Consider the following 13,726-nt stretch of genomic DNA (forward strand, 5'->3'; position numbering starts at 1 on the left):
TCCTCTCTTCTCTCCTCCACTGATCAAAGCCGTTTGCCTCGATTGGGAGTGCAAATATCTCCCTTTTTTTCACCACAACAATACCAAACCTTGAAAAAAATTGCCCAAATACATAAGTCACTGGAAATGATTAAGAAAAATATCCAACAAATAAAAAAGCCTTGAGAATTAAAATCTCAAGGCCTCAATTTGGAGTGTTTTCGTTTCTTACAACTTCTTCAATACAATTTTTCTCCAATAAACTTTAATTCCTCCACCATCATGGATCTGGAGCAAAATCCCTCCTTTTCCTTCTCCAATTTTAGCATCGGTGAAGTTGACCATCTCTACGCCATTCAAATAGGAAGTGACATTATCCCCTTTCACAACGATTTTCATTTTATTCCATTCACCAAATTTCAAAGCTTTATCCTTTTCAGGCTCGGGCTTAACCAACCACCCTCTTCCATAGGATTCATATATGCCCCCCGTATCATTGCCCGGAGGTGCTACTTCCACTTGCCAGCCAGAAACTTTGGTGCCATCCACAGTGGAACGGATAAAAACCCCGCTATTTCCGTTGGCTTCCTGCTTGAATTGAAGATTGATCTCGAAGTCATCAAAATTTTCCTCAGTACCTAAATAACCATATCCTTTATCCGGCCCACTCTCGGAAATTAACAGCCCATCCTCTACATACCACTTTTCAGTACCGTAGATGACCCACCCCGAAAGGTCTTTGCCGTTAAATAATTTCTTCTTCTTTTGAGCAATTGAAGCCTGAGCTACGAGAAGCAAAAGCCCAAGTATTAGTACTTTTTTCATAGGGGTCTTATTTTAATATTTTTAAACCAAACAGGATCACCATGATCCTGCAACGCAATCAGTCCTTTTTTCGCAATCTTATAATCAGGAAAATCATTCCATTTACCGGAATTCCTTCTGGTTGTCCAATCTTCAGAATAAGGAATAAATTCTACCGTCTTTTTCCCATTTAGCCAATAGCTAGCTCCAGCTTCAGAGAAAATGATTTTTGAAGTATTCCATTCTCCTGCTGGCTTAACGACCCCCTCGTAATCCGGTTCATACATGGCATAGTCACCTGCCAATGATTGCCATTTCTCCAAAGGTTGCGGAAAACCAATCTGATCTATCACCTGGTATTCCGGTCCTGTATAATAAGGAGCTTTGTATTTTGGACCTTCCACAACGTGGTAGAATACTCCACTGTTACCACCGGATGAAATCTTCCAGGTGAACTCCATTTCAAACTGCTCGAATTCCATCGGGCCAAATACAATGTCTCCTCCGAAGTCCTCTCCACCGGTTGCGCCAAGTCCTTTCATCGCTCCATCCTCGATAATCCAGTTTGGAGGAGTAGTGTCTCCATTAAAAGCGCGCCAACCTTCCATAGATGTGCCGTCAAAAAGAAGGAACCAGCCGCCAGCTTTTTCCTCTTCCGAGAGCGAATTGTCAAGAACAACAACTTCCTCCACCTCTTCAGTAGTTTCTTTGGTCTCCTTGGGGCCACAAGCCCATGCAAGGGAGAGCAAAGCCATCCATATTATTTTACTTTTCTTCATAGTCTTATATCAATTTCATATTTATTGGATCCCACTTAATAAACTTATCCTGGAAGTAACTGTCATTACATAATAACGCAGGTGCCGCAGCTCTGAATCCAAATATAGGATCTTCGACAACAGTTCCTCCTGTTCGAATTGCTTTAAACCAATTTCCAAAGTGATCGTAATGTGCACCTTTCCAAGTTCTTTCGGCTGCGTAAGATGTTTCACGAGGAGGAAGAATTTTCGCCCTTTCTTCTTCCCCTGACGCTGACCGAAGTTTTGCCTGCTCTTTCATAAACGGATCATCACTTTCAGCATTGTTATTCAACTTAACCACCACCTCTTCCCATTTTACATCCATAGAACCCTTTGTCCCAACGATTCTCAAATAAGTAGTACCGCTGGTCCCATCCACGAAATTACATCTCAGTGAAAGATTAAAGCCAGCATGCTCAGGGCTATCGGGGTAGTCAAACATCCCCAATAACACATCCGGAACTTCACGTCCATCTTTCCAATATCTCAATCCTCCCATGGATGACACTTTATTCGGACCTTTAGAATTGGTGATAAAGTGTAAACTCGAAAAAAGATGAACAAAAAGATCTCCTGACATACCGGTACCATAATCAAGGTAATTTCTCCAACGGAAAAATCGCAATGGATCCCAATCTCTGGCTTTGGTATTTGAAATGTATCGCTTCCAATCGACTGTTTTCTCATTCCCATCTGCAGGCACATTGTATTGCCATGCTCCTTCCGGAGAATGCCTTGCCCAAAACCCTTCTGCATAAACCAAATCTCCAATTACTCCGGCAGCCAATAATTCTTTCGCTTTTTCATTCCCCAATGATGAAATCCCCTGAGATCCTACAACCATCACTTTGCCAGACTTTTCCCAGGCTTCGATTACCTCGGCTCCTTCTTTTACAGAGTGAACCATCGGCTTTTCGCAATACACATGCTTCCCGGCATTCAATGCATCGATGGAGATTTGCTTGTGCCAGGAATCAGGCGTCCCAATGATTACGGCATCTACATCCGCTCTTTTCAGGATTTCCTTATGATCCTTAGTGGTAAAAAGATGGTCTCCCCACTTTTGTTTGGCACTTGCTAGTCGTCCATCGTACAAGTCACAAACAGCAACCAAAGACACATTCGCATGACGCAGTGCCGTATTGGTATCCTCTGTACCCATTATCCCGGCACCAATCAAAGCCAATCTAATGGATTGATCCGCCGAATAATCTTCTGAACGATTGAGAAATTCCTGGTTATTGGTATTAGTTTCTGCCAAAATGGACGGTGACAAAGCCGCCGCACCGGTAGTCAAGCCGAGCTTTTTTAGAAAGCTCCTTCGATTATCCTTCATTTGATTACAATAGGTTTAATGTTAGAGCTCAAAAGTTAATTGAATTTTTTAAAAAAGTACCTGCTAGTAAGTTTAATTTTTACGAGTGGAGATCAAACACTTCCGCCTCCTTAGCCTATAATCTTTTGAAATAGTCGGAGGCATGTAGTAATCGACTTCCGTACCACGAAAAAAGCTCTCCATCTACCAATTGGACCTTAGATTTTGGTAAAAGCTTCCGAAAAGTATCCTGATGCTTTTCCTTAAAGGGAAAAGGCTCTGAACTCAAAAGCAAATAATCAGGATTAAGCTTGATTAGCATTTCCTCCGAAAGCTCAGGGTATCGCACTGCCTGAATCAGATTTTCAAATCCTGCGACAGAGAGCATAGCATCGATAAAGGTATTTTTTCCAGCAGCCATCTTTGGGTTTTCCCAAATCAGGTAAACACATGTTCCTTTGAATGGAATGGTTTTAGCAAAAGTAGATTCGATTTTCGAAATGATTTCAGTGGCCTGGGATTGTGTTCCTGTGATTTCGCCTATGTCTGAAATCATTCTTAAGGAATCTTTAAAATCGAAAATATCGCTCATCCAAACTGGATAGTTCTCTGCCAAAGATTCGATTCCCGTTTGATCATTTTCTTCCTTGTTGCCTATAATCAAATCTGGCTCTAAGGCATCAATGACTTCGAGCCGATAATTTTTAGTGCCGCCGATGATTTTCTTTGACTTTCTCAAGCGAGAAGGATGAACACAGAACTTGGTCACACCGACGATCTTTTCCTCCAAACCCAAATCCACCAATAATTCAGTCTGGGATGGAACGAGGGAAATAATCCGCTCGGGTGGCTTTGAAAGGAAAATAGTGCGGCTTAGGTGATCTGTGAAATGCATGATTGGTCCCCGGCCGACAGTCCAAAGACCACAGCTGTCGACCGTGGTCAGTGGTCAGTGGACTTATTTAATGTACTTAAAATCAAAATTTGGGTCAAAATCCAACAAGAACTCATACATCAAATTGATCACCTGCTCGATGTCCTCCTTACTTGCAGTCTCCACTGTGGTGTGCATGTATTTCAAAGGAAGTGAAATCAAAGCTGAGGGTACGCCTTCATTGGAATAAGCAAACGCATCGGTATCCGTACCTGTGACCCGAGATGCAGCTGCTCGCTGGAATGGAATGGCTTTTTCTTTGGCTTTAGAAATAATCATATCGAGTAATTTCTTGTGGACGGATGCTCCGTAAGTCAAAACAGGACCTTTGCCTGCGGTTTGATCTCCGCTCGTCACCTTATTATATAGAGGTGCTGTGGTATCATGGCAGACGTCTGTGATGATAGCCAAATTAGGTTTAATTCGTTTGGCAATCATTTCAGCACCACGAAGTCCGATTTCCTCTTGCACTGCATTTACGATGTAAAGCCCAAATGGCAGTTGGACTCCTGCTTCTTTGATTCTGCGGGCAACTTGGGCAATCATGTATCCTCCGATTCGGTTATCCAAAGCTCTACCGGACCAGAATTTCCCGTTGAGTTCTATCAATTCATCCTGGAAAGTAATCACGCAGCCTACGTGAATTCCCATTTCCTCCACTTCGGCTTTGGAGCGAGCTCCTACATCGATAAAAATATTATCCAAAGTTGGCGCATCCTCTTTTCCTTCTTTCCGAACATGAATAGCGGGCCAACCAAAAACCCCTAGAATAACTCCTTTATCTGTATGAATATTCACCCGCATAGATGGTGCAATCATGTGGTCAGATCCTCCGTTTCGGCGAACATAGATGTAGCCGTCATCTTTGATGTAGTTAACAAACCAGCTTATTTCATCAGCGTGCGCCTCGATCACTACTTTGAATTCTGCCTCAGGATTGATGACACCAACTGCCGTCCCATAATTATCGGTAAAGTAGGTATCCACAAAAGGGCGGATGTAATCCAACCAAATCTGCTGGCCTGATGCTTCGAAGCCGGTGGGGGAAGCGTTGTTGAGGTAGGTGGTGAGGAAGTGGAGTGGGTTCATGTGTTTTCAGTTTAGCAGTCCATGGACCATAGTCCATGGATTCCCGAATTTTAAAGTTTACTTAAGATGGTTTTTTAGACTTTGAATCATTTTCACTAACTCTTCACTCTTAGAATAGGCTTCTTGAAAGATCTCGTTCGAAAGATAATTTCTCCTTTTTGCAATAAATAAGGCGCAGACTACTTCAACAACAGATCGAATAGAATAACCCAAAAATCTAGCAAATTCGGGGTTAGTTTGGCTGGTGCTTCCTTCGGCAATATTTAAAGAAACTGAATCAATTGCTCTTCTAATTTGAGATGTAAGATTATACCTCTCTTCTATTGGAAATTCCTTCGAAATCTCGAATATAAGATCATTTAGATCCATAGCTTTCTGCCAAACCTGAAGATTTTCAAATTTAAATGCCATACTTAAAATTAAGAGTTAACGCTCTATGGACCATGGTCTATAATCCATGGACTACAATGGAATATTCCCATGCTTCTTCCTAGGTAGCTTATCTACCTTATTTTCCAGCATTTTAAAAGCTTTGATCAATTTGGTTCTTGTGTCTGATGGCAAAATCACCTCGTCAATGAAGCCTCGATGTGCGGCCCGATACGGATTGGCAAACTTGGCGGTGTACTCGTCTACCTTTTCCTGAAGCTTCGCCTCTGGATCAGATGCTTCCGCAATTTCTTTTTTGAAAATAATCTCTGCCGCACCTTTAGCTCCCATCACTGCAATCTCAGCTGTTGGCCAAGCGTAGTTCAAATCTGCCCCGATATGTTTGGAGTTCATGACATCATAGGCGCCTCCGTAGGCTTTTCTGGTAATCACGGTGATTCTCGGCACTGTCGCTTCCGAAAAGGCATAAAGCAATTTGGCGCCGTTGGTGATGATCCCGTTCCATTCCTGATCAGTTCCCGGCAAAAAGCCAGGCACATCTACCAAAACTAACAAGGGAACATTGAAACTGTCACAGAATCTGACAAATCGAGCTGCCTTCACAGAAGCGTGATTATCCAAAACTCCCGCCATGGATTGCGGCTGATTCCCTACGATGCCTATACTTCTTCCTGCAATTCTGGCAAAACCAACAACAATATTATCTGCATAGTTTTCATGAACTTCCAGAAATGATTCCTCATCCACGATTCCACGAATCGCGTCCCGCATGTCATAGGGTTGGTTTGGGTTTTCAGGAATCAGCGTATTCAGCACTTTTCTTCCCTCGTCCTTTTTCAATTCATAAGGATAAACAGGGGCATGATCCTCGCAATTTTGGGGAATATAACTCAGCAGGCGTTTGATATGCCTGATTGCCTCAAGTTCGTTGGCACAGGCAAAATGTGTCACACCCGACTTTGTGCTATGCGCTGACGCTCCACCAAGTTCTTCTGCAGTTACTGATTCCTGAGTTACAGTTTTCACCACATTTGGTCCGGTGACAAACATGTAAGAGGTATTTTCTACCATCAGGATAAAATCTGTGATCGCAGGAGAATAAACAGCCCCTCCCGCGCAAGGCCCCATAATTGCAGAAATCTGGGGAATTACCCCTGAAGCTCTCGTGTTCCTGTAAAAAATATCCGCGTAGCCTCCCAATGAGTTTACTCCCTCTTGAATTCTCGCTCCTCCGGAGTCATTCAAGCCTATCACGGGAGCTCCATTTTTCATGGCCATATCCATGATTTTACAGATTTTCTCTGCATGAGTTTCTGAAAGCGAACCTCCAAAAACCGTGAAGTCTTGAGAAAAAACATAAACTAATCGACCATTGACTTCCCCATATCCTGTGATTACCCCATCACCTAAGTAATGTTCTTTGTCCAGACCAAAATCCTTTGAGCGATGCATCACAAATTTGTCGATTTCTTCAAAAGTCCCCTCGTCCATCAACAGATCTACCCGCTCCCGTGCAGTCAATTTTCCTTTTTTATGCTGGGAAGCAATCCGCGCTCTTCCTCCTCCTTCTAAAGCTTCCGCATTTTTCTTCTGTAAAAGCTCAAGCTTTTCAGCATTTCCCGGCAAAGTATAAATGGGTTTATTCGATTCTGTCATTTCTCTGATTTTATTACCCTCCAAATATAGCCCCTTGATTGGATTGGAAAAATTCAGCTTCCTTCATCGGTTGAAAGTTGAAGTTCAAAAAAGCATAGCACTGTACTTTTCAAATCCTCACCCGAACTTTTAAAAAAAATTCTATATTCGCCCATCCAAAATTTTGGCACTAAAATGTGTACCCGGAAAGCAGCTTTGATTGACATGGGAACCAATACATTTCATTTGTTATTGGTGGAACTGAATGGAGTAGGCTTTAAGACTATTTACAAGGAAAAAATTGCTGTCAAACTTGGCCAAGGCGGAATTAGTCAAAATCAAATCGCCCCTGACGCTCAAAAAAGAGCCTTTCATACCCTAAAACACTTCAAAAACCTGATCGACGGAGAACACATCGATCAGGTTTTTGCTTTTGCTACCAGCGCGGTAAGAAACGCCGAAAACGGATCTGAGTTTGTATCCAAAGTCAAGGCTGATCTTGGAATTCATATCAATGTGATATCCGGAGAGCAAGAAGCCCAGCTTATTTATGAAGGAATCAACCTTTCCGGTTCGCTCAATGGTCAAACTACATTGATGATGGACATCGGGGGTGGCTCTGTTGAATTCATCATAGGCACTTCCCGAGAGGTATTTTGGAAAAGAAGCTTTGAAATTGGAGGACAACGCCTTTTGGATGCTTTCCACTATCACGATCCCATTCTGCAGGACGAGGTGGAAAAACTGGAATCTTACTGCAAGGAAAAACTTCAGCCACTGATTGAAGCAATTGAAAACTTTAAGCCAACGGCTTTGGTCGGCGCTTCCGGGACTTTTGATACACTGACTGATATCTATTTCGAATCAATGCTTCAGTGCAAATTGACCGGTCAGCATGTGTTTGAACTCCCTACCGTTGACTTTGAACGTATTTTTGAAATGCTCAAAACCAAAAACAGAGAAGAGCGACTGAAAATCCCCGGAATGATTGCGATGCGTGTCGATATGATCGTAGTCGCCAGTTGCCTCATTGAATTTATCCTTAGATACGTTCCAGTTGAGGCCATTGTCTGCTCTCATTATTCTTTGAAAGAAGGAGCCGTAGCCAGATTACTTTCAGGAGAAACTACGGTTTAACCTTCCTGTCAATTGCTTTATCCTTCCGATAGGCTTTAGGCCAAAAAGGAAATTCCGTGGACAATCCTGACTTTTTAAGGGAGTTTCCGAGACAAAAATCAATCTCTAAAGTTTACCTGAATACTTATCTTTAGCCGATTTTCAGAATTTACGACTCCCTATTTTATGCAAACCTACTCCTACGATCAATTATACCACTTCACATTCGAAATGCTGACCAAAATCGGCTGTCCCGAAGCTGATGCCAGGATTGGTACGGAGGTTTTGCTATCCGCAGATCTTCGTGGTGTGGACAGCCATGGTGTTGCGAGACTTTCTGGTTATGTAAGATTGTGGGAAAAAGGAAGAATCAATGCTACCCCGAATGTTCACGTCTCCTATGAAACACCCTCCACTGCGGTTGTCGATGGAGACAGTGGTTTAGGTTTGGTGGTGGCACCATTTGCGATGCAAGTAGCCATCGAAAAAGCTAAAAATGTCGGTACAGGTTGGGTCTCTGTCAAAAATTCCAACCATTACGGAATTGCAGGCTACCATGCCATGATGGCATTGGAACACGACATGATCGGGATTTCCTTAACAAATGCCAGTCCGCTTGTCTCCCCAACATTTTCCAGAGAAAGACTGCTTGGCACCAATCCGATCGCTGTGGCTATTCCGGCAAAAGACCAACCTCCATTTGTCGCCGACATGGCAACCACCACTGCTGCCAATGGAAAACTGGAAATCCTGCAACGTAAAGGTCTCGATACTCCAACCGGCTGGGTGCAGGATAAAGACGGCAGTCCAACCACCTCTGCTAACGGTGTAAAAGACGGTGGAGCTTTGCTTCCTCTTGGAGGAGATCGGGAACACGGTTCGCACAAAGGCTATGCATTGGGTGCTATTGTGGATATTTTCTCAGCTGTACTTTCAGGCGCCAATTATGGCCCTTGGGTTCCTCCATTTGTTGCATTTCTTGACCCTTTGCCAAACTTGGTAGGTGAAGGAATTGGTCACTTTTTTGGAGCCATGCGAGTGGATGCTTTCCGCCCTGCGGATGAATTCAAATCTCACATGGACAATTGGATCAGTCGATTTCGCTCGGCAACTCCAACTCCAGGAAACGAAAGAGTGTTAATTCCTGGTGACCCGGAGCGGGAATTGGAGGCTATCCGAAGAACCGAAGGAATTCCTTTGCTTGATCCAGTGGTAAAGGATTTGACTGAGTTGGGTGAACGATTTGGGGTGAGGTTTTGATGCTTCGATTTCTGATTTATTTTTTCAAAGTGGAAAATTCATAACTTGAACTCTATGAGTGAATCTCCAAAAAAATACCGCCTGGACCGAACGGCCTTCCAAGCCAGAAATGCTTCTGAACAAGTGAACTACGGCAAAGAACACCAAAAACTCACTTGGCAGGAACGTATGCGAATCCACCAATACCTCAATAGCATTGCCTACGGATATGACTTGGACAATCCTCCACGGATGGACAAAACATTTTTTCAGATCAAAAAAAGGGAGTGATGGGAAACATCTTTCAGGAGGATTTCCGGGAATTTTTGAATGCATTTAATGCCCAAAAAGTTGAATATATCTTGGTTGGAGGTTTTTCAGTCATTATTCATGGATACTCCAGAACTACTGGTGATATGGATATTTGGGTAAGGAGAACTAAAGAAAATTACAGGAAAATTGTACAGTCATTTCTACAATTTGGAATGCCTTTATTTGACATGAGTGAAGACAATTTCCTATATCATCCTGATTGGAATGTATTCTCTTATGGTAGATCCCCTGTAGCTATCGATATAATGACTGAGGTTAAAGGTCTGGATTTTGATTTAGCTTTTGAAAAATCGAAAATCTATGATGATGGCGGTTTGCAAGTCAGGACACTGCATAAAAATGATTTGATAGCCGCGAAAAACGCGTCAAAAAGACCGAAAGACCTTGACGACTTGGAGAATTTGGAAAAGAGTTAAGGGTAGTCATTTATAAATTTCGTTCATTTCTAAAACAAGAAAGGACCCTCCAACTTTTCAACCTTCCCACCTTCCAACTTTAGCCTCCCATCCCTTCCCGATTTGCATCTGTCCACCCTTTTTGTAAATTGTCGATCAACATTACCTCTTAACCCAAAAACCTATGAATCAAGTAAATCGACGTGACTTTTTGAAAGGCTCCTCAGCCATGATGACATTGGCCAGTTTTGGCCTGTTTGGTATGGACTTCAAAGACCGTGAAGGTCCACTTAAAGTCTCCCTAATCGGCACAGGATGGTATGGCAAGTCCGACCTTTTCCGCCTGATCCAAGTGGCCGATATAGAAGTGGTCGCGCTTTGCGATGTAGACAAAAAACTTCTCAACGCCGCCGGTGAGCTTGTTTCCCAAAGACAAAAATCGAAGAAAGTCCCGGAGCTTTTCGAAGACTACCGCGAGCTGCTTAAAAAACATAAGTGTGACCTAGTTCTGATCGGTTCCCCCGATCACTGGCATGCACTTCAAGCAATCGACGCATTGAAGTCAGGTGCGCATGTTTATTTGCAAAAACCTATTTCAGTCGATGTGATCGAAGGCGAGGCTATTCTTGCTGCTGCCCGTAAATACAACAAAAAAGTACAAATCGGCACCCAACGCAAGAGTACCCCACACCTCATCGATGCCAAAAAACAAATCATCGACACCGGAAAACTGGGCAAAATCAGCCATGCCGAGGTTTGCTGCTATTTCCACATGCGGGCCAACGGTAATCCACCTGTCGAGCCAGTTCCTGAATTCTTAAATTATGAGCTTTGGACTGGACCTGCGCCATTGCGACCTTATGATGGTCTTCCGCATATTCGCTGGTGGAGAACTTTCATCGAATATGGTAATGGAATCACCGGCGACATGTGTGTGCACATGCTCGACACCGTAAGATGGATGCTGGACCTTGGGTGGCCAAAACAAATCTCTTCCACCGGTGGAATCTACGTGCAAAAAGAAGGGAAATCGAACATCTCTGACACCCAAAGCGCCATATTTGAATTCGACGAACTCAATGTCGTCTGGCAACACCGCACATGGGGCAACGCTCCGGATCCGGAATACCCATGGTCTTTCAAGCTATTTGGAGAAAAAGGAATGCTGGCGGGAAGCACCATGCAGGCAGATTACATTCCTTATGACACCAAAGAAGAAAAAGTCCATTTCGAATGCTTCTTTGAGCGGGAGAAATATCCGGAGGATCTGACCGAAGAACGAATCGAGCTTAACGCCGCCCCTGCCACCAGAATTCACATGCAGGACTGGCTAAAATCCATCGATAAAGATGAGCTTCCCATCGCTGATGTGGAGCAAGGGCATATTTCCACTGCCGCATGCATTCTAGCCAATATCTCCATGGATCTTGGTGGTCGAGCCCTTCGCTACGATCCTAAAACGATGACCGTGATTGGTGATCCTGAAGCCACTGCCAAGCTGCGCAGACCTTACCGTGCTCCTTACGTTCACCCGGAGCCAAAAAACGTTTGATTTGATGCTTCGACTACGCTCAGCACAAGAATTTGAGATTTGAAATTTAATCCCGGACAAAATTTAGATGTCCGGGATTTTTTTTACTGATTAACAGCTATTTATAGATTTTTTATCCCCGTAAATCTAAAATTTATTTTTAAATTTACGGGGATGATTAAGCGAAAAATAGAACCAGATTTCAATGAATCAATCAGTCAGTTTCCTGTTACTGGATTGATTGGACCAAGACAAGCGGGGAAAACCACCCTTGCCAAATCTGCTATTTATCAGTCTGAGTTGATTTATTTGGACTTGGAAAAAATCTCCGATCTAAACAGGCTAAATGATCCTGAGTTTTTTTTCGAAGTAAATCAGGACAAAACCATCATTTTGGATGAAATCCACCATTTGCCAAACCTATTTCCATTGATCAGGGCCATGGTAGATATTCATAGAAAGCCTGGAAGGTTTGTTATCCTTGGTTCAGCGTCACCTGCTCTCCTAAGACAAAGTGCTGAAAGTTTGGCAGGAAGAATTTCCTATATCGAAATGATGCCGCTTTCTCTCTTAGAAATAGATCAAACCGAATCTTGGGAAGATCTGTGGATTTTTGGGGGATTTCCTGAGGTATTTCTTTATTCCAATGCAAAATCTAAGAGCAATTGGTATCGAAATTTTGTCTCAAGTTATATCCATCGTGATTTGCCTCAATATGGACTACCTGCCGATTCCAGAGTAACTCGCCAATTCCTAATGATGATTGCTTCATCAAACGGTGGAATTTTAAATTACTCAACTTTTGCAAAGTCCCTTGGGCTAAGTATCCCAACCATTAAGACCTACCTCAGCTTCTTTGTAGAAGCATTTCTAATTCGAGAATTATCTCCTTGGGCAGTCAATCCAAAGAAAAGACTCATAAAAGCTCCTAAACTTTATTATAGAGATACAGGTATGTTGCACTATCTATTGGGCATATTCAATAGAGATTCTGTTTTCGGAAATCTGATTTTGGGTTCATCTTGGGAGTCATTTGTGATTGCACAAGTCTCCTCCGTACTCTTATCGGATGATGAAATGTATTTTTATAGAACTCATGACGGCGCCGAAATCGATCTGCTAATCCGAAGAAATAACCGATGGCTTGCCGCAGCAGAGATCAAATTCAGTTCTGCTCCAGTCTTGACAAAAGGGACCTATATAGCAATGCAAGATCTCGAAATCCCACTTCTTCATGTCATCGTACCAAAAGATGAAAATTATCCATTAGCAAAAAATGTCAGAGTGATTGGATTGATTGGATTTTTAGAGTTTTTGGAGCAAAGCAAAACCAAGGGTTAGTAGCCAAAAAGCTACTGCCCCTTTTCCAACTATTCAAAACCACTTTGGCTCCTTTTTCCGTAAAAGGAAATAATTCTTTGTATGAAAAAACTATCCCTCTCCCTCTTTTTGATGCTTTTTGGATATACTGCTGATGCACAGTTTTGGTCTGCAGGAGGTCATTTCAATGGTGGGTTTGCCCAAGGAAAATTAAAAGACGAAACCAATGGACTTTTCATTCCCACGATCTCAGGCATTTTCCTTCATGAAGCCCAAACCATCCCCATTCAGGTTGGATTTGAATTGGGCTATGGAATTTATGGCAGCAAGTTGGAAAAGCGAACAGATTTTTATCAAGGCTTCAATGATGAACTTCGACTCAGACGCAATAACAACATCTTGACGGGAATGGCCGTGATGCGCTATCAAACGAATCCTCTCGGGAATATTAGGCATTTCATGGAAGCCAAATTCGGAGCCAACTACCTTTACACTCGGTTCAAAATAAGAGATTCTATTGTTTCGGATGAAGTAATTGAGTCCGGCAAGGATCACGAAAGTTGGACTTTAGCATATAGTTTTGGGACGGGGATACAAATCCCAATTCCTAGCAATCCCGGACTATTTCTGGAAATCAAAGGCAACTATCAAACTGGAAATTCACTGCGTTTTCTTACAAAAGGAGACGTAACCTATGTACCGGAATCTGGGGGAGGAGGCACATTCGACTATCACTATCGACGAGCCCCAATGGAAAACCTTGTCTTTTCGGTTGGTCTAGTTTACATCGACCTTTTTTGAAATTTCAATGCTATCGAATCTTGGATTAACCAGCTTTGAAGCTTC

The 13,726-nt window shown here is 42.8% G+C and carries 14 protein-coding genes; 7 read left to right on the plus strand and 7 right to left on the minus strand.

Annotation, left to right across the window (positions count from 1 at the left end; genetic code table 11):
• Window positions 1–207: 207 nt before the first annotated feature.
• The 7 genes from Q8M62_RS15910 to Q8M62_RS15940 form a co-directional block, all read right to left on the minus strand.
• Window positions 208–804, minus strand: a complete 597-nt coding sequence (locus tag Q8M62_RS15910; protein ID WP_304902572.1) for a DUF1080 domain-containing protein — start codon at window positions 802–804, stop codon at window positions 208–210.
• Window positions 801–1,562, minus strand: a complete 762-nt coding sequence (locus Q8M62_RS15915) for a DUF1080 domain-containing protein (RefSeq protein WP_304902571.1) — start codon at window positions 1,560–1,562, stop codon at window positions 801–803. Before Q8M62_RS15915 ends, Q8M62_RS15910 begins: the two co-directional genes overlap by 4 nt.
• A 4-nt stretch (window positions 1,563–1,566) precedes the next feature.
• On the minus strand, window positions 1,567–2,919 hold the full coding sequence (locus Q8M62_RS15920; protein ID WP_304902570.1) for a Gfo/Idh/MocA family protein: 1,353 nt from the start codon (window positions 2,917–2,919) through the stop codon (window positions 1,567–1,569).
• A gap of 115 nt (window positions 2,920–3,034) precedes the next feature.
• Window positions 3,035–3,793 carry an ABC transporter substrate-binding protein gene (locus tag Q8M62_RS15925; RefSeq protein ID WP_304902569.1) on the minus strand — a complete coding sequence of 253 codons (759 nt, stop codon included), beginning with the start codon at window positions 3,791–3,793 and terminating at the stop codon, window positions 3,035–3,037.
• 63 nt (window positions 3,794–3,856) lie between these two features.
• Window positions 3,857–4,921 (minus strand): M20/M25/M40 family metallo-hydrolase, encoded by a 1,065-nt coding sequence (locus Q8M62_RS15930; RefSeq protein ID WP_304902568.1) that lies wholly within the window; start codon window positions 4,919–4,921, stop codon window positions 3,857–3,859.
• 57 nt (window positions 4,922–4,978) lie between these two features.
• Entirely contained in the window at window positions 4,979–5,332 is a 354-nt protein-coding gene (locus Q8M62_RS15935) for a four helix bundle protein (protein ID WP_304902567.1), read from the minus strand.
• Window positions 5,333–5,383: 51 nt separating this feature from the next.
• Window positions 5,384–6,967: an acyl-CoA carboxylase subunit beta gene (locus Q8M62_RS15940; protein ID WP_304902566.1), complete on the minus strand. Its 1,584-nt coding sequence runs from the start codon at window positions 6,965–6,967 to the stop codon at window positions 5,384–5,386.
• Between the two features lie 174 nt (window positions 6,968–7,141).
• Between Q8M62_RS15940 and Q8M62_RS15945 the strand changes: the two genes are divergently transcribed.
• From Q8M62_RS15945 to Q8M62_RS15975, 7 genes are all read left to right on the plus strand, one after another.
• Window positions 7,142–8,083, plus strand: a complete 942-nt coding sequence (locus tag Q8M62_RS15945; protein ID WP_304902565.1) for an exopolyphosphatase — start codon at window positions 7,142–7,144, stop codon at window positions 8,081–8,083.
• Between the two features lie 165 nt (window positions 8,084–8,248).
• Window positions 8,249–9,322 carry an Ldh family oxidoreductase gene (locus Q8M62_RS15950; protein WP_304902564.1) on the plus strand — a complete coding sequence of 358 codons (1,074 nt, stop codon included), beginning with the start codon at window positions 8,249–8,251 and terminating at the stop codon, window positions 9,320–9,322.
• Window positions 9,323–9,376: 54 nt separating this feature from the next.
• Window positions 9,377–9,592, plus strand: coding sequence for a hypothetical protein (locus Q8M62_RS15955; RefSeq protein WP_304902563.1), 216 nt, complete (start codon window positions 9,377–9,379; stop codon window positions 9,590–9,592).
• Between the two features lie 35 nt (window positions 9,593–9,627).
• On the plus strand, window positions 9,628–10,050 hold the full coding sequence (locus tag Q8M62_RS15960; protein ID WP_304902562.1) for a DUF6036 family nucleotidyltransferase: 423 nt from the start codon (window positions 9,628–9,630) through the stop codon (window positions 10,048–10,050).
• Between the two features lie 163 nt (window positions 10,051–10,213).
• On the plus strand, window positions 10,214–11,581 hold the full coding sequence (locus tag Q8M62_RS15965) for a Gfo/Idh/MocA family protein (protein WP_304902561.1): 1,368 nt from the start codon (window positions 10,214–10,216) through the stop codon (window positions 11,579–11,581).
• Window positions 11,582–11,734: 153 nt separating this feature from the next.
• On the plus strand, window positions 11,735–12,901 hold the full coding sequence (locus Q8M62_RS15970) for an ATP-binding protein (RefSeq protein ID WP_304902560.1): 1,167 nt from the start codon (window positions 11,735–11,737) through the stop codon (window positions 12,899–12,901).
• Between the two features lie 81 nt (window positions 12,902–12,982).
• Window positions 12,983–13,681 (plus strand): hypothetical protein, encoded by a 699-nt coding sequence (locus tag Q8M62_RS15975; protein ID WP_304902559.1) that lies wholly within the window; start codon window positions 12,983–12,985, stop codon window positions 13,679–13,681.
• Window positions 13,682–13,726 lie beyond the last annotated feature (45 nt).

The organism is Algoriphagus sp. (assembly GCF_030694375.1).
Classification (GTDB): Bacteria; Bacteroidota; Bacteroidia; order Cytophagales; family Cyclobacteriaceae; genus Algoriphagus.

Bases quoted from the DNA above. Each gene is read 5' to 3' on its own strand.
- Q8M62_RS15925 (WP_304902569.1), bottom strand. From the start codon at position 3,793: ATGCATTTCACAGATCACCTAAGCCGCACTATTTTCCTTTCAAAGCCA.
- Q8M62_RS15930 (WP_304902568.1), bottom strand. From the start codon at position 4,921: ATGAACCCACTCCACTTCCTCACCACCTACCTCAACAACGCTTCCCCC.
- Q8M62_RS15915 (WP_304902571.1), bottom strand. From the start codon at position 1,562: ATGAAGAAAAGTAAAATAATATGGATGGCTTTGCTCTCCCTTGCATGG.
- Q8M62_RS15975 (WP_304902559.1), top strand. From the start codon at position 12,983: ATGAAAAAACTATCCCTCTCCCTCTTTTTGATGCTTTTTGGATATACT.
- Q8M62_RS15940 (WP_304902566.1), bottom strand. From the start codon at position 6,967: ATGACAGAATCGAATAAACCCATTTATACTTTGCCGGGAAATGCTGAA.
- Q8M62_RS15910 (WP_304902572.1), bottom strand. From the start codon at position 804: ATGAAAAAAGTACTAATACTTGGGCTTTTGCTTCTCGTAGCTCAGGCT.
- Q8M62_RS15935 (WP_304902567.1), bottom strand. From the start codon at position 5,332: ATGGCATTTAAATTTGAAAATCTTCAGGTTTGGCAGAAAGCTATGGAT.
- Q8M62_RS15970 (WP_304902560.1), top strand. From the start codon at position 11,735: ATGATTAAGCGAAAAATAGAACCAGATTTCAATGAATCAATCAGTCAG.
- Q8M62_RS15955 (WP_304902563.1), top strand. From the start codon at position 9,377: ATGAGTGAATCTCCAAAAAAATACCGCCTGGACCGAACGGCCTTCCAA.
- Q8M62_RS15920 (WP_304902570.1), bottom strand. From the start codon at position 2,919: ATGAAGGATAATCGAAGGAGCTTTCTAAAAAAGCTCGGCTTGACTACC.
- Q8M62_RS15965 (WP_304902561.1), top strand. From the start codon at position 10,214: ATGAATCAAGTAAATCGACGTGACTTTTTGAAAGGCTCCTCAGCCATG.
- Q8M62_RS15945 (WP_304902565.1), top strand. From the start codon at position 7,142: ATGTGTACCCGGAAAGCAGCTTTGATTGACATGGGAACCAATACATTT.
- Q8M62_RS15950 (WP_304902564.1), top strand. From the start codon at position 8,249: ATGCAAACCTACTCCTACGATCAATTATACCACTTCACATTCGAAATG.